The organism is Sulfurovum sp., assembly GCA_020525365.1.
Classification (GTDB): domain Bacteria; phylum Campylobacterota; class Campylobacteria; order Campylobacterales; family Sulfurovaceae; genus Sulfurovum.
This window is the reverse complement of sequence record JAIZOF010000001.1, coordinates 1,124,204-1,146,567: the sequence shown is the minus strand read 5'-3', so window position 1 is coordinate 1,146,567 and position 22,364 is coordinate 1,124,204. Positions and strand designations below refer to the sequence as shown.

Sequence of the window (22,364 nt, the reverse complement as noted above, 5' to 3'; positions counted from 1 at the left end):
TGTATCATCTATCCATTAAGACACTGTTTAAGCAACTCATTCACTTTTGCAGGGTTGGCCGCACCTTTACTTGCCTTCATCGTTTGCCCAACAAAAAACCCAAAGAGTTTTTCTTTACCATTTTTATACTCTTTTACTTTTTCGGTATTGGCAGCAAGAATCTCTTCAATAATCGTTAAAATAGTACCATCATCACTCATTTGTACTAGCCCTAACTTATCAATAATTGCATCAACATCATGATTTTTATTCTCCATCATATGGTCAAGTACCTCTTTAGCGCCCTTTCCTGAAATTGTGGAGTCCGCAATCTTAGAAACCAATATCCCCAATGTTTTTGCATCTACTGGCGATGTTTCAATATGTAAACCTACTTTATTTAGACGTCCAAGTAATTCAGAAGTAAGCCATGTGACTGCTGTTTTGGGAACTGCACCATACTCAAGCATCTCTTCAAAATAGTATGCCATCTCTTTACTTGCAGTGATAACCAGTGCATCATAACGCTTAAGCCCAAGTTCATTTATATAGCGCTTAGCCTTTTCATCAGGGAGTTCAGGGATATGGCTTGCTCTCTCTTTCATCTCCTCTGTTATAGCAAGTGGTCGCATATCTGGTTCAGGAAAATAACGGTAGTCTGCTGCCTCTTCCTTTCCTCTCATGGAACGGGTTTCACCTTTATCAGCATCAAAGAGACGTGTTTCTTGAACAATCTCTTTCTCATAGATGCCATCTTCATATGCCTCAATTTGGCGCTGCACTTCATAGGTAATTGCTTGAGAGATGAATCGGAAGGAATTCATATTTTTAATCTCTACACGTGTACCATATGCTTCTTGTCCTTTTGGGCGTACTGAGATGTTTACATCACAACGGAATGACCCCTCTTGCATGTTTGCATCACTAATGTCTAAATAACGTACTGTTGCATGGATCTTCTTTAGGTAAGCAATCGTCTCCTCTGTATTACGCATATCTGGTGCGGAGACAATTTCAAGTAAAGGTGTTCCTGCACGATTAAGATCAACTTTTGAGATATTTCCCTCATGCATATTTTTTCCTGCATCTGCTTCAAGATGTGCTTCTGTAATAGTCACTACCTTTTGTGAGCCATCCTCAAGGTCTATAATTACCTTTCCGTTACGTAAAATGGGCTCATAAAACTGTGTAATCTGATAAGCACTTGGCGAGTCGGGATAAAAATAGGACTTTCTGTCAAAACGTGACATCTCATTAATCTCAGCCTCTACAGCATGTGCAAGACGCATTGCTTTCACTGCTGCCTCTTTGTTTACAACAGGAAGTGCGCCTGGAAGTGCCAAGCAGGTAGGGCAAGTATTTTTATTTTGATGTGCTGCAAATGATGTAGGACAAGAGCAGAAAAGCTTGGTTTTTGTGTTGAGCTGCACATGTATTTCAAGACCGATAACGGTTTCAAACATAGTGAATTTCCTTAAAGAAATAGATAGATTATAGGCAGATATTATAGCGTTTTGGTTATTTGAGAGAGATTACAATAAAGATATAGAAGATAGGCTGTATTTGCCAATATAAAAAATTAGACAATAAAACCTTAATCTCCTCTTTTTTCAACAAGCCTCTTTAATAGTTCTGTCTGCTTTTTTATCTCTTCGAGTTTCTCTTTGTTGATAATAAAATATTCTAACAATAAAATACCAAGTAGACCTGGTATTGCACTCATTAATGCAGAGATAATAGCAAAAAAAAGACTATTTTCATAAAAGGCAAGAAAAGCAGTGAGCATACCGGTGAGCATTGTTGCCCATGATACACCCAAAAGAAAGTTGATGATAAAATGAAGTGTCTTACTCTTAAATCGCATAAAAACTTATAGGGTATTCCATAAAATTACCAAGAATTAGATACTTTTTAATGCTCTTCTTCAACTGCTATAGCGCCTGCAAGGTAGACATAGATGAGAATCATGAAGACAAATGTTTGCAATAGTGCAGAAAATGTCAACAGCAAGTATGCAGGAAGTGGCGCAATAAAAGGAACCAACATCAGAAGTACCCACAAGAAAAGATCATCTCCTTTGATATTACCAAAGAGTCGGAAGCTTAGAGAGATAATGCGAGAAATATGAGAAACAATCTCAATAGGAAACATCAAAGGTGCAAGTATCTTTACTGGTCCTGCAAAGTGTGCAAAATAGTGTATGATACCTTGCTTCTTGATTCCTTCATAGTTATAATAGAAGAAAACCATTAATGCAAGTGGAAGCGTAACGTTGATATTTGAAGTTGGAGACTCAAAACCGGGGATAATACCGATGACATTAGAAACAAAGACAAAGATACCCACAGTAGCCACAAGTGGTAGATATTTTCTTGCCATCTCTTCACCAATAACATCTTTTCCCATGGCAATGACACCCTCAAGATAAGCCTCCATTACATTCTGTGTACCTGTTGGTACTGCCCCTAGACTCTTTGTTGCCGACATTGCAATAAATATAATAATTACAGCTACAAGTAGTAGGTGTGCGACAATCACAGCTGTATGATTGTGTTCTCCTAAAATACCGCCAAGGTAAGTAAATACACCTTCCATAAAAATATCCTCGTGAAATAATTTTTTGGATTATACACCAAAAGCACTAAAATACTGGTTAATCTGAACGATTTAATACTTTCTTAAAAGATAAAATGTTCACCAAGATAATGTTTACGCACATTCTTATTATTGGCAATCTCTTTGCTTGTTCCAGATGCTAGCATTTCACCACTTCGCATCACATAAGCACGGTCGCATATGTCAAGTGTCTCTCGTACATTATGATCGGTAATCAGTATCCCCATGTCAAGTTTTACCAATTGATGGATAATATTTTGAATATCAAGAATTGCAATTGGGTCAACGCCAGCAAATGGCTCATCTAGCAGAAGAAATTTTGGTTCACCTACTAGTGCGCGGGCAATCTCTACACGTCGCCGCTCTCCCCCACTAAGACGAATACCAATACGATTACGAATTGGTTCAATATTAAAAATTTCAAGGAGCCTCTCTATGCGAGGTTGCACTGTCTCTTCTGGTAGATTCAGTGCTTCTGCTGCTATTAAAAGGTTCTCTTCAACTGTTAAATCTTTGAATATACTAGACTCTTGTGGTAGATAACCAATCCCCATCTGTGCACGTTTGCTTAATGGCAGTGTTGTTATATTTTTTCCATCAAGAAAAACCTCTCCGCTTGTTGCACTTATTAGTCCACAAACCATATAAAAAGAGGTGGTCTTTCCTGCACCATTAGGTCCAAGCAATCCTACGATTTCTTTACTTCGTATTTTTAGAGAAATGTTATGAATAATCTTAGTCTTTTTGATAGTTTTGGAGAGGTGTTTGGCTTCAAGTGTATGCATTAACTGGATATCCTGTAAATTCTTTTCTCTTTATGGGGCACTATTTCTACAATGTGCACATTATAGCCAACACCCTCTAAAAAAGATTTGAGTGCATCGCTTCCCCACTCTACTATATGCCAACCTGTTTTTTCAAACTCTTCAAAAAGTCCCATTTGCATAAATGCTTCATGGCTGAGACGGTAGAGGTCATAATGGTAGAGGTTATTGGTATAACATTGTTGAAGTGAAAAAGTAGGAGAAGTTACTTCGCTTTCCACACCTCTTTCTTTAGCAATAGCTTGCGTGAGAGTTGTTTTACCTGAAGCAAGATCACCGTGTAAAAAGATAATAGCGTCAGAAGGTAACGTCTTGCTGAGATAAGAGGTAATTTGATCTATTTCATGAAGTGATGCGATAATCTCTTTTGGCATATAGTGTCTTTAATCCTTTATTTTTTTATTATCTGATAACAAATAGACAGCCTTTCTCACCCTCTAATAGGAAAAATAGAATCTATAAAGTAAGTTTTTGACTCACTTTGGCTATTTTTTTTAAATGTACTGCTGCCTTGCCACTCTCAATGGCTGCTTTTGCCTTTTCAACTGCTTCTTGTATGTCTCTTGTGTTGCCATCTGCAAAGAGTGCGTAAGCAGTATTTAGAAGTACAATATCTCGTTTTGGCCCCAACTCTTTCATATTAAAAATATCATGGGTAATTTGTGCATTGAACTGTGCATCACCACCAAGAATTGCCTCTTTGGAAGCTTTTTGAAAACCAAAAGTCTCAGGATCTACTTCTCCTTCGCTAATGCGCCCATTCTCCACATAAGCAAAAGAACTATTGTCAGAAAGTGAAATTTCATCCATACCATCATGAGAACTTACTACAAAGGCGCGCTCTGTATCAAGTTCAAGGAGTGCTTCTGCCATACGTTTAATAAACGATGGGTCAAAAACACCTAGTAGATATTTTCTTGCACCAGCAGGATTGGTCAATGGCCCAAGAATATTAAAGATGGTACGATGATCAATAGATTTTCGTATTGGCATAATATGTTTCATGGCTGGATGATGATTCATTGCAAAGATAAAAGTAAAGCCTGTCTCTTCGAGCATTTTAATTTGTGCATCAATAGGCAAGTTGAGGTTTATTCCTAATGCTTCAAGTACATCAGCAGAACCAGAGTGAGAGGTAATGGACCGGTTACCATGCTTAGCAACCACGCAGCCCATAGAGGCAAGCAATAAAGAAACCGTTGTTGAGATGTTAAATGACCCACTTCTATCTCCACCAGTTCCCACTACGTCAATGGCTTTTTCTCTTAAATCCTTAGGGAGTGGCAGCTCAATGGAATGTTTACGCATTACTTGTGCGGCTACTGCGATATCTTCTCCGCTTTCCCCTCTTTTGTAAAAGTCAATTAGGAATTGACGTGCCTCTTCTTCTGGCATTTCATTGTTAAAAAGTTTTTCAAATTCTTTTCTAGTACTCATTTTCATTACTTTCATGTTATCTACTATTATTATGTCAAAGCAACTAAAGCTCTTTGACATACTCCTCTTTTTGACTCTTAGGTATTGTCTTGGTCGTTGGTATCTGTAGTACTTTATACGACTTGGAACCTTTAAGATATTTTATCGTAATTTTATCACCAATTTTTACATCTTTGGAGGCTTTTGCTTTCTGCTCGTTAATGTAGACCACTCCAGACTTGAGCATATCAGTTGCCACTGTACGCCGTTTGACTACATTAACTGCACTAAGCCATTTATCTACACGCATGGCACAACCTTCCTTTTTACAAATATTACTTATTGTTTAAACATTGCTTCTGCTTCTTTGGCAGCTGTTAACCCCTTCAATGTTAGTTGTCCATTGAGTAGATATTTTTCTGCCTTAAGTTCTTTGAATATCTGCTTGGATTCTTTCATTGTGTACATTCCTGTATCGACCAGCATGGTACGTACTTCATCGAGACTTTCATTAGGTTTACGCTTCATGATACCTAACAAAGTTACCTGCTTTAGTACTTCATGTTCTTCATTATTCATCGGTTTAGTGTAGGTCTTTGTTGAGTTTTACTTCACGTGTACTTCTGCGTGCAATAATCTCACCAGTAGTGGAGTTCTGACGGTAGTGAATACCATTAAGTCCTTGAAGCTCTTCCCCTTTGAATACTGTTTTATTGTCTAGTTTTACTGTGGGATTGGCTACTGCAATTTTCTTAAGCTCTTCTGTTGTAATCTTAATCTTTGTACCTGCTAGGATTGTTAAACCCGCATCAACAATGCAACCATCACCGAGTGGTAGTCCCGTAACAGAGTTAGCACCAAGCAGAGTATTTTCTCCAATACTAATTGGGTTACCATCTGTGCCACTTAAGACGCCAAGAATACTTGCACCTCCACCCACATCGGAGCCTGAACCGACGATAGCAGAAGAGCTAATGCGCCCTTCAACCATAACCGGTCCGAGTGTTCCAGCATTGAAGTTAATGTAGCTTGCACCTGGCATAACCGTTGTACCAGCTGCAAGTTGTGCACCCATACGTACTTTGGAGGCTTCAAGAATACGTGTATTATCATCGGGGATAATATGTTGCAGGAAGCGTGGGAATTTATCTACCGCATCAATGGCTGGATATGTACCATTTAGTTTCATCTCAATTTCATTTTCTCTAAGATAGTCAAGTTCATAAGGCACATTACCTACCCATGCAACGTTACTAAGAATACCAAATGCACCATTTAAGTTTACCTCTCTTAATTTTACTTTTCTGAGTGACAGTGCATAGAGTTTCAAATAGACTGCTTCAACTGACTGTGGATTGGTATCTTCAAACAAAAAGACAATACGGAAGTTTTTACCAACATCCTCCATGGCAGCGAGTGTTTTGATAACCTGTACATTTTTGTGTGCATCACCTGTTGCTTCTGGTATATAGGGAGCAAATGCTGCCATAGTATTGGCAATAAAGTTATCGTTAATGGTCGCTACAAACTCTGAACTAGAAAAATCAACATCAATCTTTGCCTTCTGAAGTGCACAAATAAAGACTGCTGCAGAACCAAAATTCTCCTTCCAATTTATTAGTGGAAAGTTTGCTTGAAGCACCTTCTCTGCATTCTTTTGACCTCTATCAACACGTGCAATACCAAATGCTATGGGTTCTTTGTAACCCTTTTGTGAGGTTGTCTCTGTAACCAATTTTTTGAACTCATCTGTTGATGTAATCGCTTCTAGTGCCATGTAAAACTCCTGTAAAAATTAGGGTGATTATACTTGGTTTTATTTAAATTAGTGTGTATTGGGTACTATGTGGCAATAGTAAAGATAATGAAAACCTTCCAATTACACCTTTAGATAATGATTGCGAAACAAAATTCAAATATACGGCAGATGGTTATATTTTGGGTACAGATAAAGATTCAGAGGATACTATAGAAATATTACAATTAAATATAGATGAATTAAATAAATTACGAAATAAAGCTATTGAACCATTTATTTCAGAGGAAATATCAGAAGAAGATGCAAAAAAATTTGTAGATTATTATCTCCAACCCCACAATGGTCAATACGGTGAATTTTATACAACTATTCAATATTTATTTGGTTAATCAATAACCAAATAAATATTATGATATTTTAGGCTACATTCGGTACGATCTTATCTTTTTTGGTGGTTTTATTACTTTTTTAAACCTTAGCCCTTGAGTGTGAAAAACACCATTTTTCACACAAACAGTCTCCTGCATATTTTTTCCTAGCCCCTCAACAATTGCTTCTATGTCATTGATAGGGGTTATAATATGTGTACTTTTTTTACCCGATCTATAAGTCTGCTTCATTAGCATAAATCCATCTTCTATTTTGAGCTCTATCTCTTTTACCGCTATCCCTCCTACTTCAAAATTATTTAATTTGTAGTGTCCAACATATTGTCTCCATGTATGTGGTATGGGCTTTAGATTATCTACTCTCACTCCTACTATAAACTTATTTCCTTTCCAAAAAGCAATGATGACACGGTGTCCTTTTATGATATCAGTATAAAGCTTAACCCCATCAAATACATTATGATTTATTAAAGTAAGTCCTACAAGTTTGTACAGATTATTTTTTGCCTTATAAAGCTTAAACATGCCGTCATCTGTATAGGCAATATAGGTATCATCTGAATTTTCCTTAAAAATAATCCTCCCTGCTACCGTAGCATATACGCCAAAAAAATCAGACTCATGAGCAACTGAAGGCCTCACTCTTTTTACCTTTTTGCCTGTTTTGGCTTCCCACGCTTTTTGCAGTAACTTTTTTGCAATATCCTCAGCATCTGTACCTGCGTTATTTGACATTACGACTACACCTAGTTTGCTATGTGGGCTTACACAAAAGAAAGCATTTTGGGATATTGTAACACCGCCATGATAATAGACTTTATCTTTTTTACCCAATAATGTATTATCGATAAAATACCCCAAACCTATCTTATTCCCTACATCCAATTTAACATTTTTATTTTGTACAGTAAGCATCTTTTTGAGGGTAGAAGCTTTAAGTACTTGATGTTTTTTATATTTCCCATTAGCATTTATCATCATAGCCAAGTGCGCAAGATCTTCAACAGAGCTGTTGAGTGCTCCTGCTGGAACTTTACCAATAGGTAACTCCACAACTTCTCTCCCTTTGTTATAACTCTTTGATGCATTTTTTCCTGAAAGTACCATTCTTAAATCAGCATGCTTCATGTCAAGAGGCTTGAAGAGTATTTTTTTTATATATTTTGCATATTTCATACCACTGACTCTTTCTACACTATGTCCTAAAAGCGTAATAGCTAAATTTGAATAACTCATAATAGTATTGGGTTTATAGGCAGTATATTCATTTTGTATTACTTTTACATATTTTGTATAAGGCAATGGGTTTGGGGAAAACATTCTATCTAGCCAATCACCCGGAAGCCCAGAGTGATGTGTCATCATATTTCGTGGCGTAATTTTATTGGTAGAACCAAAACGACTCTTGATGCTAAATGCTGGCAGATAGGTTTTAAATGGTTTGTTTATATTCATTTTACCCTTTTCTGCCAACTTCATTACAGCCATATCGGTAAAGAGTTCGGTAATAGACCCAGCACGGTAGCGTGTTTGTGGTGTTGCTTTGATACCTTTTGATTTGTTAGCATAACCAAAGCCTTCTGACCAGACTATCTTTTGGTCATCTACTAGCGCCACTGAGAGCCCTACAAGGTCTTTATCATCCATCTGCTCTTTGATGTACCAACGCATATACGTTTTTACATAAGCATATTTGTCTAATTTGGAGTGAAACGGTTTTGGCTCAGGCGTAGAAGTACACCCTATCAAAAAAGCTAATGATACAATGAGAGGTATTTTTTTGATTGTTTCACACTTGGGTTTCATTATTGTCCTTTTTGCCTTTGAGTGGACCAGTGAGCAAATTACCAAATTGATGTTCTGTGTGATTTTCAGAAAGAAAAACATGTGCAAGCCAGTTCATGTTACGCTCTAGTTTTTTATGATTATACTCTAAACTCCATTATATGAGGCTTTTGAAAATCGTCAAAAACTTTATAGTACATTGGTCTGCATGGACGCTCTTGAAAAAAATAAAAGTACATCACTACAGGAAATAAAAATAGCATAATTATTTGTGACATATTAGTTTCTCATTTAAATGATTTTATCTTTTTTATCATCTTACCAAAAGCTACATTTGGCTTTTCTGACTGAATATAGTGCCTTGCATCTAAAATCTGTTCTCCCTCTTTTGGGTCTAGTAAATCTACTACAGGTAATACTAATTTAGATGTAAATACCGTATGTTTGTTGTAGGTTTTTTGGACTCCAGTTGTTAGTTTTTTTATTTAGAAGTCCCTTGCAATTTTTGTACACACTATCACACCAGTAGACCATGACATCTCAACAACTTGTAAATCTTCTCTTTGTTTCAAATATTTTATCAATGCGTCTGCTTTTACATCATGTCCCTCTGGCCAATTCTCTTGTGGTAACATATCATCTATGATGTACATACCACCTACTTTTAACAATGACAAAGCTTCTTCTACATAGTGATATTTTCCTGGCCATGTGTCAGCAAAAATGATATCTATACTTTCATGCTTTATACTATCTATCACACTTTCACCTGTACCAACTACAAATCTAATTTGGCTATCTTCACCTAGGTATTTGCGTGCTATGGATACTAAGTGTTCTTCGGTATCTACCGTGATTAACTGACTAGTACTATCCATACCATGGGCTATCCAAGCTGTAGATAATCCACTCCCAGTACCCAATTCTACTATCTTAGCACTTGCCTTAGAGGCTATTAACGTAGCCAATAACTCTCCTACTTTATTGTCTGATATTTGGTCAAAGCCTATGGCTTTTGTCTCTTTTTCTATGTTCTTTATAATTTGTTTTATCTTTTTCATTTTCTTTCTTTTTGTGTAGGGTGTTGTACCTTTACAGCACCAATAATATATTGAAATGTACGGTAAATGATGGTTGTTTCATTTTGCTCTCCTTTGGTTTAGTGGTAGCCAAATAGAGGACAAAATACACTACAAAATAGCACAACCATAGACGGCAACCCTAAAGCTACACGCAAGATACCAAATAGATACCATAGAAGAGTAACCTCTATAGCCTCTCCGGCATCTCATCTTTAAAGGCAATAGACTCTGCTTTTTCGAGGATATTGAGCGCACCCTCCTCTATCATCATAGTCGCAAGCTCCTTGCCTAGTGTCTCACACGCATTCACCTTTGCATTCAACTCTTTATGTATAATATGTGTACCGTCTGGGTAGCCAAGCATTGCCTTGACAGTAACATTTTCATCATTGATTTTAGCATTCACGGCTACAGGCGCAGAACACCCTGCCCCAATGGCAGCAACAAAATCTCTCTCTATCTTCGTAGCTCTAAAAGTATCTTCATCATTAAGAGACATAGCAATCTCTCTAACCCTATCATTGTTTGCTACAATCTCTATGCCTAGTGCTGCCTGCCCCATGGGAGGAATAAAAAAGTCTAGCTTTTGTACATGGGGAATATCTTTGAGTAAATCAAGTCTGTGTAGCCCAATATAGGCAAGGATGATTGCATCATACTGCCCCTCTTTAAGTTTACGAAGACGTGTATTGACATTGCCTCTAAGCTCTTTAACTTTAAGGTCGGGACGATGCTCCAGAAGCTGCATGCGTCTCCTAAGGCTAGTTGTTCCCACTGTGGCACCCTGAGGAAGGTCATCCAAAGAAGCATAGATATGTGACAGCAGTACGTCACTCTGATCTTGACGTTGTGTAATTGCACACAACGCTAAACCTTCAGGAATGTAGGTTGGTACATCTTTGAGAGAATGTACCGCCATATCTGCCTCACCTAAGAGCATCGCATCTTCAAGCTCTTTGGTAAAGTGCCCTTTCCCACCAATCAGTGCCAGTGGTTTGTCAAGGATCTGATCTCCTTTGGAGGTCATCTTGTTAAGTATCACCTTCACTTTTGGAAATGCTTTTTCTACTCTTTGTTTAATATGGTATGCTTGCCAAAGCGCCAATGCACTCTCTCTTGTTGCTATGACCAGCTTCTCCACACCATTTCCTTTTTAATTCACTTTTCTCTATTCAATAAGATATTGCCTTTGGGCACAATAGATAATCTACCTATTTTATACGGTAGGCACGAACCTACCCTCATATAAAACAGAAAAAAATAAATCTTGGTAGCAAGAAACTCACTTAATGAGTCTCTTGTACTTATCTTTCTCTCTATCCCATTCACCATCAACATAGATAGCTGGCGTACCACCAACCATCATTTTCATGGATACATCCATATCTGTTTTCATTGCCTCAAAAAGCTCTTTACTTTTTAGTTTTTCTTCTGTAATCTCATAACCAGTATGTTTTTTAACAGCAGCAATAATCTTTTTCAGATCAGTTTCCTTAGCATCAATTCCAATTGTATACATTTTTTCAACTACATCTGTTTTGCCCTCTTTTTGTGCTTCATGCATAATTGCTGTCAATGCACCTGAAACAGGATGAAGTTGCAATAGAGGCATATGGTAGTAGTAGAGTGCAATTCTATTAGGATGCTTCTTTGCTGCCTTTATAATATCGGGTACAATCTTTCGACAGAATGGACACATAGGGTCAGAAAAGACAACAAGTTTATGTTTTGCATTTTTGTTTCCAAAAAGCAAATGAGCATCATTATACATATCGTCTTGTACATGCGGCTTAATATTGTCACGATAGCTATAGCCATCTTTTAGTCTAAATAGACTTCCCGTAATGAGCCCATTTTTTATAAACATGGGCTCAGGAATATCTATTTTCTTCTTCTTGTAAGATAGATTTATTGTTGTTAACAAAACAGTCCACCCTGGAAGACCTTTTCTAGTGACAGTCTCAAGAACCTTAACACCACTTACATTTACATCTGGATTTTTCACTATATTTCTCTTCACATATTCAACAAGTGTTTTATTACTTGGAATTGCACTACTTGCGTTTAATGCAATCGTGGCTATTAGTGTACTCGTTAACAATTTCGACATCAATGACATCATCATCTCCTTTTTGATTTTGGTATATATTTGATTTCTCGGGAGTAATTGTAGCAATAAATTGTAAATAAACTATATAAAGTAGTGCAATAATGCCTAAAAAATCACTAAATACCCCAGGAATAATCAGTAAAATCGCCCCAAAAAAATAAAATGTGGTCGTATTTTGAAACTTTTGAAAGTCAAGCTTCCCCATTTGCAAAGAGTACATATTGCCCATAATTGCATAAGGAGAATTCTTTAAAAGTCCCGAACCAATCATGATGGTTGCAATTGTCCAAATGGTTGCCCAAAATGCGCCAATTTTCTCAAGCATATCTAAGGAAATATAAATCTCTAAAAAGAGATAGGGAATCAATACAACTAAGAGCATAACTTCTCTTCTATTGTAGTCACAATCTCATCAGCCACAATCTCTTCTTTGACCAATCCATCACGGGTGATAAACTCTACAAAACCATCAGAAAGTTTTTTTCCAATAACCACAGCATTAGGAATCCCAATAAGCTCATAGTCTTTCATTTTTACACCAAAACGATCTTTTCTGTCATCAAAAAGTACCTCAACACCCTTTGCTTGCATTGCCTCATAGAGTTTCTCGCCCAATGCCAACTGTGTTTCGTCTTTAATGTTTGAAACAATAATATGTAAATGAAACGGTGCAGATGCCTCTGTCCAGATGCACCCTTTTTCATCATGATGCTGTTCAATAATGGCAGCTAAAAGCCGACTCACACCAATCCCATAGGTACCCATCTCCATCGGTTTCACCTTGCCATGCTCATTGAGAAAAGTACATCCAAGTGGTTCAGAATAGCGAGTGCCAAGTTGAAAAATATGTCCTACTTCAATTCCTTTGCTGTAACGTAGTTTACCATCACACTTAACACAGGTATCATCCTCTTGCACAGCAACAAGATCGGAAAAATTTGCTTCAATACCCTCAAATGACACCCCCGTTAAATGATACCCTCTCTCATTGGCACCACAAATCATATTCATCGCACCCTTAAGTCTCTCATCAAGCACCACGTGTACATCTTTTGATACATTAAGAGGACTCATATAGCCAGCAACCAACCCTACTTCTGTTAACTCCTCTTCATTTACGTCAACCAGATTATTTGCATCAACAGCGTTGCAGGCTTTTACCTCCTGTAACTCATCAGAACCTCTGAGTGCAAAGAGAACTATTTTACTTTTACCTTCATTATACATTGCTCTCATGGCAACTGTTTTGACCAAATAATAAGAAGATACCTTAAAAAAATCTGCCAAAGCCTCTATGGTTGTTGTATCGGGAGTATGAACCTTTTCATTTTCCAGTGTCGGTATAGGTGCCTCACACACTTGCTTTTTGCATACTGCTGCTTCAATATTTGCACCATAATCACAACTATTACAAATAACAATAGTATCCTCTCCGCTATCTGCAAGTACCATGAACTCTTTAGAGCCACTACCGCCAATAGCACCTGAGTCGGCTTCAACCACACGAAATGTTAACCCTAGACGGTCAAATATCTTTTTGTAGGTCTCTTCCATCAAGTCAAACTCTCGCTTCATATCTTTTTGCGAATCATGAAAACTATAACCATCCTTCATAAGAAACTCACGGCCACGCATTAACCCAAAACGAGGACGTATTTCATCACGAAATTTGAGGTTTATTTGGTAGAGATTGAGTGGCAGTTGCTTATAGCTTTTGACACTTTGACGTACCAAGTTGACCATCATCTCCTCATGGGTTGGTCCTAGTACAAAGTGATTCTCTTTTCTGTCTTTAAAGCGCAATAGTTCCTTGCCATACTTCTCAAAACGTCCACTTTCCTGCCATAATTGTGCAGGGGTAACAAACGAAAGACCTACTTCTTGGCAACCTGCCCTATCAAGCTCTTCTTTAACAATATTGCGTACCTTGTCAAGTACACGTTTGCCTAGTGGTAAAAAGTTGTAGAGCCCACTACCGCCAACTGATTGAATAAAGCCTGCACGAATAAGAAAAATATGGCTTGAAAGTATTGCATCACTGGGAGTCTCTTTGGTGGTAGATATTAATAATTTGGAAAATCTCACGTGTCGTATCCTTTAGCATGGTGGTCATTTTTATACTGTTTAAAATCAATATGCTCAGTATCAATATTGAATATCTTCTTAATCTCTTCTATGCAATTGGCACTCTTCTTCTCAGTTGATGACTTGCGTAAATTCTGGGTTGGATCATGTAGAAATCTATTAAACATCTGCTGTGCCATCTTGCGCATATTGACTTCATACTCTTTGGGAATAAAACCTTTTTTCAGTGCCCGCTGTATCTCCTTTTCAATAGCAACAGAGACATGCTCCCTCATTTGTTTAATAACTGGCTCAACGGAGAGGGCTCTTAGCCATGTATAAAATTCATCTGTATATTTTTGTACAATCTCCTGTGCCCGTATTGCTTGCTCCTGACGCATAGCATGGTTCTCATCAGAAATTGAACGTAGATCATCTATGCGGAAAAGTTGTAATTTTGGAAGGTCTATGTCGGCAATATCTCTAGGGATCGCCATATCAAACCAGTGCCTAGACAGTGTTTCATTCTCTATAAGCTCTTGTGTAATAACTGGTTCAAGAGAAGAGGTGGCAGAGAAGAGAAGGCGGTATCGATTGATATACTTTGGAAGGTTTTCCATTGTATCTGCCTTCACATTCTCTCCAAGTGACTCTGCTACCCTTTTCACCTTTTCAATGTTGCGACCAATAAGCACAACATCACATCCAACCCTTAGCAAATGTCTAGTAGCAAGTATGCCCATTTCACCAGCACCTACCACGATGCCCTTCATGCCCTGTATATTATCATTGAGTATTTTATGTGCCTGTGCAACAGCAACAGAGGCAATAGAGATAGGGTTTTGAGAAATATTGGTAACATTACGCACTTTGGCAGCACATTTGACTGCATAGGAGACAACACGATTGAGTTTTCGACCCGCTGTACCATTTTGAAAGGAAAATTTAAATGCATCCTTGACCTGTCCGGTAATCTGAGACTCTCCTATTACCAATGAATCAAGAGAAGAGACTACTGAAAAAATATGCTCTATTGCCTCTTCGTCATCATAACGCTTCACAGTACGCTTTAGATCATAAAAATTTAACTGACTTTTTTGTGCCATTAGACCCAAAACTGAATGAAAGCTGGCAAAATTATCACGGGTAGCAAGTACCACTTCCACACGATTGCAGGTAGAAATTACAAATGCTTCATGGATAAATTCAAATTGTGTAAGATGCTCAAGAAAAATTTGCATCTCCTCATTATTGGAGAAGGTAAGATGTTCTCGCATTGCAAAATCACAATTTTTGTGTGAAAAACTGACTGCCTGATAGTACACTAAAACTCCCTGTCTATCATTTCTATTGCAATCTTACAAAGTGTATCTTCTCCCAATTGATACATTGACTCGACCGCTTCATCAATAAGTGTTTTTGCCTGTGTGTAGCATCTAGAGAGTATTTGATGGGTCTCAAACTCTCTTTTTAGCCAGTCAAGCTCTTCTTTCTTCAGCGATCGTGCATGCATCTTCTGGAGCTTCTCTTTTCCTGCTTCATCGAGTACTTCATACAGGTAAATATAGGGCAGTGTTGTCTTCCCTTCCACAAAATCATGTAGTGCCGGTTTGCCAAGTATGGTGCTATCTTGTGTAATATCAAGTAGATCATCGATCATTTGAAATGCCAAACCAAGATTACGACCATAGGTCATAAAAGGCTCTTCAGGTTTACCTGCCAACACTGCAGCTGCTCCTGCACTTGCCTCTATGAGTGAGGCTGTCTTCTGGTAGATCATTTCAAAATAGATATCTTTATTGGTATTAAATGTTTTTGAAAGTGAAACATCTTTAAGCTCTCCAAGACTCAACTGCGTAACAGCATTGGAGATGAGTTTTGCTATTTTAGGTGAAATGTTATTGAGTTCAAAAAAACCCTTAGAGTAGAGAATATCACCAAACATAATGGCTGTTTTGTTGCCATAAATAGCATTGAGTGAAGGTTTGGCACGACGCATATTGGCATTATCGATTACATCATCATGCAACAAGCTTGCCGCATGAATCATCTCTACTACTGCAGCTGTTTTAATGACAGACAGTGAACCACCTGCTATGTTTAAAATAAGCTTGGCACGCAGACGTTTTCCATGAGGAAGGCTCATATAAAGCGCTGTAACCTCTTTATCATCAAGCTCTATAATAAACTGACTAATCTTTCTCTCAACAGCATTGAGCATCTATACCCTTTTGTGGTAATATTTAAGCAGATAATTATAACTAAAATTCGCTAACGTTCCATTGTACTCTTTGCCGAAACCTTATAGATAACAGCATACATCAACGGTACATAGAAAAGATTGAGTACTGTCCCCCATGCAACACCAAAACCAAGAGAGATTGCCATTGGTTGAAGAATAAGTGCTTGACCACTGGCAAAGAAAATCAATGAAGAGAGTCCCAAAACGGTTGTCACAGAAGTCAGAATAATCGGACGTAACCGCATACCAGCTTTTTGCACCAATGTGTCATAATCTCTACTATTTTTAATAAAATCGAGCATAATCAATCCATCATTTACTACCACACCCGCCAAACCAATAATACCCATTACCCCAGGAAGCGTCATATGAATTCCCATCAGTTTTGTTCCTGTGAGTGCTCCTAGAATTGAAAGTGGAATTGTAGAGAGAATAAGCAAGGGAAAAACCAAAGAGTCAAACATCCACACCAGTATGATAAAAATGAGAAAAGTGGCGATCATTGCTGCTTGTATCATCTCTTTTTGTAGTTTTTTATTCTCTTTCTCTTCTCCTTTGATAATCACCTTAACACCATTTTTCTCCACTTTTTTAAGGACAGAGGAGAGTTTCATCATGATCTCTGTAGGTGTGGCTATCTGCTTATTGATATGGGCAAAGAGAGATCGTACTTTGTCTCCATCTTCTTTAAATATTTTAACAAAACTCTTTTGGTAGTAAAAATCACAAATATCACCAAGTCGTACTGCCTGTTTCTTGTCTGGAGTCGTTAGTCTAAAATTTGCTATATCCTTACTACTCTTTTTAGAAACATCTTCTATCTTGATATGCATCAAGCCTTCACTATTAAACATCTTAGCTTGTTTCTTTTTTAAAAAAGCACCACGAAGCGTATTGACAACATAGGTCTCCGTAAAACCAAGTTGTTGTCCATACACATTTACTCTCAATTTTAACTCACGCTCTCCTTCGTTGGCATTGGTGAAGACATCTTCTACACCATCCATGCTAGAAAGGTTTTGTTCTACAGTATGGAGCGCATCAAGCATTTTTTTAGAGCTGTCTGCACTGAAGCCTATCTCAATATCATGACTAACAATTCCTGCTTGTTGGACATAGACATTAAACTCCTCATAAAGTAGTTTTCCATCAACTATTCTCTTTTTAAGTGGATCTATGACCTCTTTTTGAATCTCTTTTGCAATCTCCTGTGCTTTGCGCTTTCGAATCATATCGCTATCATCATACTCTAAAGAAAGTAGAGGGTTGATATATTTACCAAAAAAGCTCTCTGGTGTCTTTTCATGCAGGTTAACAAATATCTGAAAAAGATTGTCCCCAGTTTCAAAACTGGAGTCTGGGTTAAATTTAAAACCAATAACGGATGTTATAGAATCAACATCATTTTTATTTAGTATTTTGAGAAGTTTCTTCTCTATACGAACAATATAAGCTTCTGTCTCATAAAGATTATGATTAATATTTATCTTTCCACTAATATAAACCTGCTGTGCATCAAACTCAGGAAAGAGCTGAAACCTAGTGACCTTTACGATTCCAATAGTAGCAAATACAATAAAAAGTACCAATAAAAATAGTGACTTCCATTTGGTATATAGCAACCGTGCAAGAAGTGCTTTATAGCCATCAACAAACTGTTTCCAAAAACCTTTCTTTTTATTAAGATTATTCATATTTCCAATATTAAAAAACTCTTTGGCATGCAGTGGCAGGAAATAGAATGCTTCAAAGAGTGAACTTAATAATAAAATAGAGATCATCACTGGCAGTACCTGCATAAACATACCCATTTTTCCACTCATAATGAGTAGTGGCAAAAAAGCAAAGACTGTCGTGAGTGTTGCAGTTAGTACTGCAGGAAACATCTCTGTTGCTCCATCTATTGCTGCCTCTTTGGGACTTTTTCCCATCTCAAGATGACGATAGATATTCTCTGCAACAACAATTGCCTCATCTACCAACATGCCTAACGCAATCAGTGCCCCAAGTAATGTCAACATATTGAGTGAATAACCAATCATATTTGCCGCAATGAGTGCAATAAAAAATGAAGTAGGAATACCAATAGCAACCACCCATGCAATACGAATATTAACTGAAAGAAAAAGTGCCAAGAAGACTAAAATAAGTCCAAAAAGAATATTAGAGGAGATAAGATTGAGACGATTCTTAATCCATACCGAGGTGTCAGTGTAGGTAGAAAAAGAGATGTCTGGGTATACTTTTTTATATCGTCTAAGTATCTTTTTTATCTCTTTACTCAAAGTAATTGCATTTCCCTCTTTGGTTTTTTGGAGATTCAAAGAGATATTTGGCTTTCCATTAAAATGAGAAATTTGTACAGGGTCACCCAGTCCTACCTTTACGGTGGCAATATCTTTTAATCTAATATGTTTCCCATTAATACCAATAAGTGTATCTCCAATTGCTTTTGCTGTCTTTTCACCATTAATTGTAGAGAGATATAGGTGGTTTCCTGTCTCATCTATTTTCCCAGCCGGTACAATAGATGAAATTTGACTAATAGCTTCATAAGCAGCTTGATTGCTTAACTCATAGGCATCAAGTTTTTCTTGATCAAAGGTAATAAGTACTTCATTATTGGCATCTCCTCGAACAATAATGCCACTAAGCTCTTTAATGAGTGCCAATTCTCCTTTAAGGTCATCTGCCACATCGAGCAATCTTTTTTTAGACACATCGCCAGATATGGCAACAAGCAATAATGGATAGTCGTGTATCACAATCCTTGCCACAGGCTCAACCATATCAGAAGGAAAATCATGTCTTGTATTGGCAATAATATCCTTTACACTTGAAAGTACCAATTGCTTATTATTGTTTGGCCCAATGTCAGCCCTAATAGAAAATAGACCATTTTGAATGGTTGTATAGATAGTATCAATCTCAGAGAGACTTTTAAGTTTATCCTCTATCTGCTTTACAACCATTTTATCTAACACATCAGCACTAGCACCAACATAACCTCCAGTAATTGAAATCTCATCGAGTGTAGAGGCGGGAAATATCTCTTTGGCAATATTTCGATAGGCAAAAACAGCCAACAGAAGCATAAAGACCATAAGTGTATGGTTAAGCATAGGTCTATCAATAGCAAACTTAATAAATCCTTTCATAATACCTACCTACTCTTCAATAACAAAAATTGTATCGGTGACACGATTTTTGAACTTTAAGGCTTCTACATTCTGTTGCAGTATTTCCTTTTCTGCTTTAAGTGCCTCTACCTGACGATATATCTTGTTGACTTTTTTGCTTTCATAATAGATTTGATTACTCAGGTATATCTTTAGTAGCGTAAGCACTAATACAATTATCATTGTCATCAAAATGGTGCCAAACATACCAAATGTAATACCATTTGGAACTCTTTTTCTCTGTTTTTCATGCATTATTTCTATCCTTAAACCTAAAGCTTCTTAGTTTCGCTGAATGGCTTCTAGGATTATTTCTCAACTCCTCCTTTGAAGCAGTGACAGGTTTTCGAGAAAGTATTTTCCCTAACGCATGATTTTTTCCACAAGTACAACGAATTGCATGCGAATCACATATACACTCTGTTGACCACTTCTTAAATCGGTTCTTTACTAACCTATCTTCAAGTGAATGAAAGGAGATAAGTGAGATCACTTCACCAGGAAAATGTTTTGTCTCTATTGCATCAAGAAGACCTTCAATTTCACCAAGTTCATTGTTTACTTCTATACGGATTGCCTGAAATGGTAGAGTTGCAGGGTGTATCTTGCCTCCTCTAGGTATTACCTTCTCTATGATACGACTCAGCTCTTTTGCACTTTCAATAGGTTTCTTGGTACGTGCCTCTACAATGGTACCAGCAAGTTTTTTATAAGAGCGTACTTCCCCATACTGATTAAATATATACTCTAATTTTTCCCTCTTATAATGATTGATCACCTCATAGGCACTTAATGACGCAGAAGTATCCATACGCATATCAAGCATCTCTGAATCAAAAGAGAAGCCCCTCTCTTTCTTGTCAAGTTGCAACGAAGAGACACCAAAATCAGCCAAAAGTGCCGTAATAGGCTTTTCTCTTAGTGTTGGAAGTACCATACTGAAGGTTCCCTTGTAGAGTCTGCTACGATCAGAAAAGAGATGGAGTCTCTTCTTTGAGAAAGCAAGCGCCTCATCATCTCGATCAATACCAATATGTTTCAAATGAGAATAGTACTTTAATATTGCACTACTATGTCCAGCATATCCAAGAGTACAATCAACAAAGTACCCCTCTGGAGTTTCCTCAAAATTTTTTAGAACCTCATTCAATAATACCGGTATATGTGGACTCTCCACGTATTTCCTTTTTTATACAAAAGTTATCATGTAATGCTTTCTTGTACTATTCGTTATTAACTAAATATTACTGTTATAATACCTAAATAATCCTAACAAAGGTTGTCAAAATTATGGACAGATATCTCATTAGTGAGATACAACGTATCTCTCACTCTCTTTTTGAAAAAAATTTTTTTGGGGTTTATCATGGCTCCATTTCAGCACGTGTTACTACCAATAGCTTCATTATTAATTCCAAAGATACCATCCTTAATAAAGTAACCAAATCATCTCTTGTGCAACTTGATTGCCAAAAGCGTGACTATCGATGGAGTCTTGCTAACAGTGATGTATATATCCATGAGCATATATACGAAAGTATTTCTAATGCAAAATATATCAGTTATACTATGCCACCTTATGCTACAGCTTTGTCCCTCAAACATAGTAATGTTTTTCCTCAAGACTATTATGGGCAACAGATACTTGGAGAGGTTGTCGTCTATGACCCACAACAGTTTAGCAACTGGATAGAGCGAGCACCCTATGAAATCTCTAAGTTTTTTCAAAAATACGATACGCATCTACTTCTCATAAAAGGGTTTGGGCTAATAGCCTACGACAGAGACATCACTGAAATGGCTAAAAAAATTGCTATATTGGAGAACTCTTGCCGTCTACTGGCACTTAGTACTGATCTTTAGTTTCAATAGCATATACTTAATTTTTATAAAGCAAGCATATGCTATACTTAACCCATTATACTCTCAGGGGATTAAGTGCATGAACCAAACTCAAAAGCGTTTAAATATCATTAGCTTAGCTATCTCTATTGGAGATACTGAAACAATTCAACTTCAAACACAAAAACTCTATCTGCTTAAGAGTGATAAGAAGATACAGAGAATTATTAAGGAGCTTCAAGCAAAGAACTATGCACAAACCCAAACACTCATTTCAGATTACAATGAAACCTCTCACAAAGAGATACATCAACGTATTTCAGACCTTGAATCAACAGACGAAGAAGATACAGATATTTCAATACAAGATACAGTCGATAAAGAAGATTCAGATATTTTGAGGCAAGCAACAGTCAAGGAGACTGATACAGATGAACTTTTACCAAAAACCATTCACTCTTTAGATAGTATTGAGAATCTTCTTAAAGATGGGGAAAAGATTATTGCAGTATCTGCTAAGCAAAAAGAGGAGGAGGAGACAGATAAAAACTATGAAGCTATTCCCTATATTGAACAGAAACTAGAAGATATGATAGCACAATATCCTCCAATTGAGGTATCCCAAGAGTACTACCCTTCTGCAAATACATGGCTTCTAAAAATTAGCAATGAAGGCTATACAGAAAAAGAGATAGAAGAGGTAATTACATATATAGGCGATCTTGCCAGAACAGATAGAAAAGAAGAAGCAGCACAGCTTTTGCTTATTTCTGCAGCCACTCACTCCAAATTTGCTCAGCTAATGCTAGCACGTTCCCTCTTTAAGGGCGATATTCTCCAACAGAACCTTTCAGAAGCCTTTGTGCTAATCAACCACCTTGCCATAGATGATGATTATGGTGAAGCAATGTGTGACCTTGGACAGATGTATGAATATGGTATCGGTATCGAAAAAGATAAAAAACAAGCAGAAATACTCTACAATAAAGCAATGAAACTTGGTATAGAACGTGCCTATCCTCATTATACACGTCTACATAAAGCCAATAAGGGATTTTTAAGTAAATTGTTTTAGTA

At 37.2% G+C, this 22,364-nt stretch carries 23 protein-coding genes; 3 read left to right on the top strand and 20 right to left on the bottom strand.

Going from position 1 to position 22,364, the window contains the following annotated elements:
• Positions 1-8: 8 nt before the first annotated feature.
• The 9 genes from gatB to LGB01_05690 form a co-directional block, all read right to left on the bottom strand.
• Positions 9-1,442 (bottom strand): Asp-tRNA(Asn)/Glu-tRNA(Gln) amidotransferase subunit GatB, encoded by a 1,434-nt coding sequence (gene gatB / locus LGB01_05730; protein MCB4753699.1) that lies wholly within the window; start codon positions 1,440-1,442, stop codon positions 9-11.
• 131 nt (positions 1,443-1,573) lie between these two features.
• The gene (locus LGB01_05725; GenBank protein ID MCB4753698.1) at positions 1,574-1,843 is read right to left on the bottom strand and encodes a hypothetical protein; all 270 of its coding nucleotides are present in this window, start codon (positions 1,841-1,843) and stop codon (positions 1,574-1,576) included.
• Positions 1,844-1,890: 47 nt separating this feature from the next.
• Entirely contained in the window at positions 1,891-2,574 is a 684-nt protein-coding gene (locus LGB01_05720; protein MCB4753697.1) for a F0F1 ATP synthase subunit A, read from the bottom strand.
• An 83-nt stretch (positions 2,575-2,657) separates the two neighbouring features.
• Positions 2,658-3,380, bottom strand: a complete 723-nt coding sequence (lptB, locus tag LGB01_05715) for an LPS export ABC transporter ATP-binding protein (protein MCB4753696.1) — start codon at positions 3,378-3,380, stop codon at positions 2,658-2,660.
• Positions 3,380-3,793 carry a tRNA (adenosine(37)-N6)-threonylcarbamoyltransferase complex ATPase subunit type 1 TsaE gene (tsaE, locus tag LGB01_05710; GenBank protein ID MCB4753695.1) on the bottom strand — a complete coding sequence of 138 codons (414 nt, stop codon included), beginning with the start codon at positions 3,791-3,793 and terminating at the stop codon, positions 3,380-3,382. Before tsaE ends, lptB begins: the two co-directional genes overlap by 1 nt.
• A gap of 82 nt (positions 3,794-3,875) precedes the next feature.
• Positions 3,876-4,871, bottom strand: coding sequence for an anthranilate phosphoribosyltransferase (gene trpD, locus LGB01_05705; protein MCB4753694.1), 996 nt, complete (start codon positions 4,869-4,871; stop codon positions 3,876-3,878).
• Between the two features lie 28 nt (positions 4,872-4,899).
• Entirely contained in the window at positions 4,900-5,145 is a 246-nt protein-coding gene (locus LGB01_05700) for an RNA-binding S4 domain-containing protein (GenBank protein ID MCB4753693.1), read from the bottom strand.
• 29 nt (positions 5,146-5,174) lie between these two features.
• Positions 5,175-5,414 (bottom strand): hypothetical protein, encoded by a 240-nt coding sequence (locus tag LGB01_05695; protein ID MCB4753692.1) that lies wholly within the window; start codon positions 5,412-5,414, stop codon positions 5,175-5,177.
• Between the two features lie 4 nt (positions 5,415-5,418).
• Positions 5,419-6,612 (bottom strand): tetrahydrodipicolinate N-succinyltransferase N-terminal domain-containing protein, encoded by a 1,194-nt coding sequence (locus LGB01_05690; GenBank protein ID MCB4753691.1) that lies wholly within the window; start codon positions 6,610-6,612, stop codon positions 5,419-5,421.
• Positions 6,613-6,665: 53 nt separating this feature from the next.
• On the opposite strand from LGB01_05690, the gene LGB01_05685 reads away from it, so the two are divergent.
• On the top strand, positions 6,666-6,983 hold the full coding sequence (locus LGB01_05685; protein ID MCB4753690.1) for a hypothetical protein: 318 nt from the start codon (positions 6,666-6,668) through the stop codon (positions 6,981-6,983).
• Between the two features lie 33 nt (positions 6,984-7,016).
• Here LGB01_05685 and LGB01_05680 read toward each other — a convergent pair whose 3' ends face one another.
• The 11 genes from LGB01_05680 to rsmH all read right to left on the bottom strand — a co-directional run bounded on the left by LGB01_05680 (position 7,017) and on the right by rsmH (position 20,622).
• On the bottom strand, positions 7,017-8,789 hold the full coding sequence (locus tag LGB01_05680; protein MCB4753689.1) for a beta-lactamase family protein: 1,773 nt from the start codon (positions 8,787-8,789) through the stop codon (positions 7,017-7,019).
• Between the two features lie 464 nt (positions 8,790-9,253).
• A complete protein-coding gene (locus LGB01_05675; protein MCB4753688.1) occupies positions 9,254-9,829 on the bottom strand; it encodes a class I SAM-dependent methyltransferase in 576 nt (191 codons plus the stop codon).
• Positions 9,830-10,037: 208 nt separating this feature from the next.
• On the bottom strand, positions 10,038-10,991 hold the full coding sequence (gene hemC / locus LGB01_05670; GenBank protein ID MCB4753687.1) for a hydroxymethylbilane synthase: 954 nt from the start codon (positions 10,989-10,991) through the stop codon (positions 10,038-10,040).
• Between the two features lie 141 nt (positions 10,992-11,132).
• The gene (locus LGB01_05665; protein ID MCB4753686.1) at positions 11,133-11,855 is read right to left on the bottom strand and encodes a thioredoxin domain-containing protein; all 723 of its coding nucleotides are present in this window, start codon (positions 11,853-11,855) and stop codon (positions 11,133-11,135) included.
• 49 nt (positions 11,856-11,904) lie between these two features.
• Positions 11,905-12,342, bottom strand: a complete 438-nt coding sequence (locus LGB01_05660) for an FxsA family protein (protein MCB4753685.1) — start codon at positions 12,340-12,342, stop codon at positions 11,905-11,907.
• Positions 12,333-14,045, bottom strand: a complete 1,713-nt coding sequence (locus tag LGB01_05655) for a proline--tRNA ligase (GenBank protein MCB4753684.1) — start codon at positions 14,043-14,045, stop codon at positions 12,333-12,335. The genes LGB01_05660 and LGB01_05655 overlap by 10 nt, the downstream gene beginning before the upstream one ends.
• Positions 14,042-15,349, bottom strand: coding sequence for a glutamyl-tRNA reductase (gene hemA / locus LGB01_05650; GenBank protein MCB4753683.1), 1,308 nt, complete (start codon positions 15,347-15,349; stop codon positions 14,042-14,044). The genes LGB01_05655 and hemA overlap by 4 nt, the downstream gene beginning before the upstream one ends.
• Entirely contained in the window at positions 15,349-16,245 is an 897-nt protein-coding gene (locus LGB01_05645; GenBank protein ID MCB4753682.1) for a polyprenyl synthetase family protein, read from the bottom strand. Before LGB01_05645 ends, hemA begins: the two co-directional genes overlap by 1 nt.
• A gap of 50 nt (positions 16,246-16,295) precedes the next feature.
• Entirely contained in the window at positions 16,296-19,424 is a 3,129-nt protein-coding gene (locus LGB01_05640) for an efflux RND transporter permease subunit (protein MCB4753681.1), read from the bottom strand.
• Between the two features lie 9 nt (positions 19,425-19,433).
• On the bottom strand, positions 19,434-19,700 hold the full coding sequence (locus tag LGB01_05635; GenBank protein ID MCB4753680.1) for a hypothetical protein: 267 nt from the start codon (positions 19,698-19,700) through the stop codon (positions 19,434-19,436).
• Positions 19,693-20,622: a 16S rRNA (cytosine(1402)-N(4))-methyltransferase RsmH gene (gene rsmH / locus LGB01_05630; GenBank protein MCB4753679.1), complete on the bottom strand. Its 930-nt coding sequence runs from the start codon at positions 20,620-20,622 to the stop codon at positions 19,693-19,695. The genes LGB01_05635 and rsmH overlap by 8 nt, the downstream gene beginning before the upstream one ends.
• A gap of 113 nt (positions 20,623-20,735) precedes the next feature.
• On the opposite strand from rsmH, the gene LGB01_05625 reads away from it, so the two are divergent.
• Together LGB01_05625 and LGB01_05620 are read left to right on the top strand one after the other, a co-directional pair.
• Complete coding sequence (locus LGB01_05625) at positions 20,736-21,308, top strand: class II aldolase and adducin N-terminal domain-containing protein (GenBank protein MCB4753678.1); 573 nt, start codon at positions 20,736-20,738, stop codon at positions 21,306-21,308.
• Between the two features lie 79 nt (positions 21,309-21,387).
• The gene (locus LGB01_05620) at positions 21,388-22,362 is read left to right on the top strand and encodes a hypothetical protein (protein MCB4753677.1); all 975 of its coding nucleotides are present in this window, start codon (positions 21,388-21,390) and stop codon (positions 22,360-22,362) included.
• Positions 22,363-22,364: the final 2 nt, after the last annotated feature.

Bases quoted from the DNA above. Each gene is read 5' to 3' on its own strand.
- gatB (MCB4753699.1), bottom strand. From the start codon at position 1,442: ATGTTTGAAACCGTTATCGGTCTTGAAATACATGTGCAGCTCAACACA.
- LGB01_05725 (MCB4753698.1), bottom strand. From the start codon at position 1,843: ATGCGATTTAAGAGTAAGACACTTCATTTTATCATCAACTTTCTTTTG.
- LGB01_05720 (MCB4753697.1), bottom strand. From the start codon at position 2,574: ATGGAAGGTGTATTTACTTACCTTGGCGGTATTTTAGGAGAACACAAT.
- lptB (MCB4753696.1), bottom strand. From the start codon at position 3,380: ATGCATACACTTGAAGCCAAACACCTCTCCAAAACTATCAAAAAGACT.
- tsaE (MCB4753695.1), bottom strand. From the start codon at position 3,793: ATGCCAAAAGAGATTATCGCATCACTTCATGAAATAGATCAAATTACC.
- trpD (MCB4753694.1), bottom strand. From the start codon at position 4,871: ATGAAAGTAATGAAAATGAGTACTAGAAAAGAATTTGAAAAACTTTTT.
- LGB01_05700 (MCB4753693.1), bottom strand. From the start codon at position 5,145: ATGCGTGTAGATAAATGGCTTAGTGCAGTTAATGTAGTCAAACGGCGT.
- LGB01_05695 (MCB4753692.1), bottom strand. From the start codon at position 5,414: ATGAATAATGAAGAACATGAAGTACTAAAGCAGGTAACTTTGTTAGGT.
- LGB01_05690 (MCB4753691.1), bottom strand. From the start codon at position 6,612: ATGGCACTAGAAGCGATTACATCAACAGATGAGTTCAAAAAATTGGTT.
- LGB01_05680 (MCB4753689.1), bottom strand. From the start codon at position 8,789: ATGAAACCCAAGTGTGAAACAATCAAAAAAATACCTCTCATTGTATCA.
- LGB01_05675 (MCB4753688.1), bottom strand. From the start codon at position 9,829: ATGAAAAAGATAAAACAAATTATAAAGAACATAGAAAAAGAGACAAAA.
- LGB01_05660 (MCB4753685.1), bottom strand. From the start codon at position 12,342: ATGCTCTTAGTTGTATTGATTCCCTATCTCTTTTTAGAGATTTATATT.
- LGB01_05645 (MCB4753682.1), bottom strand. From the start codon at position 16,245: ATGCTCAATGCTGTTGAGAGAAAGATTAGTCAGTTTATTATAGAGCTT.
- LGB01_05640 (MCB4753681.1), bottom strand. From the start codon at position 19,424: ATGAAAGGATTTATTAAGTTTGCTATTGATAGACCTATGCTTAACCAT.
- LGB01_05635 (MCB4753680.1), bottom strand. From the start codon at position 19,700: ATGCATGAAAAACAGAGAAAAAGAGTTCCAAATGGTATTACATTTGGT.
- LGB01_05625 (MCB4753678.1), top strand. From the start codon at position 20,736: ATGGACAGATATCTCATTAGTGAGATACAACGTATCTCTCACTCTCTT.
- LGB01_05620 (MCB4753677.1), top strand. From the start codon at position 21,388: ATGAACCAAACTCAAAAGCGTTTAAATATCATTAGCTTAGCTATCTCT.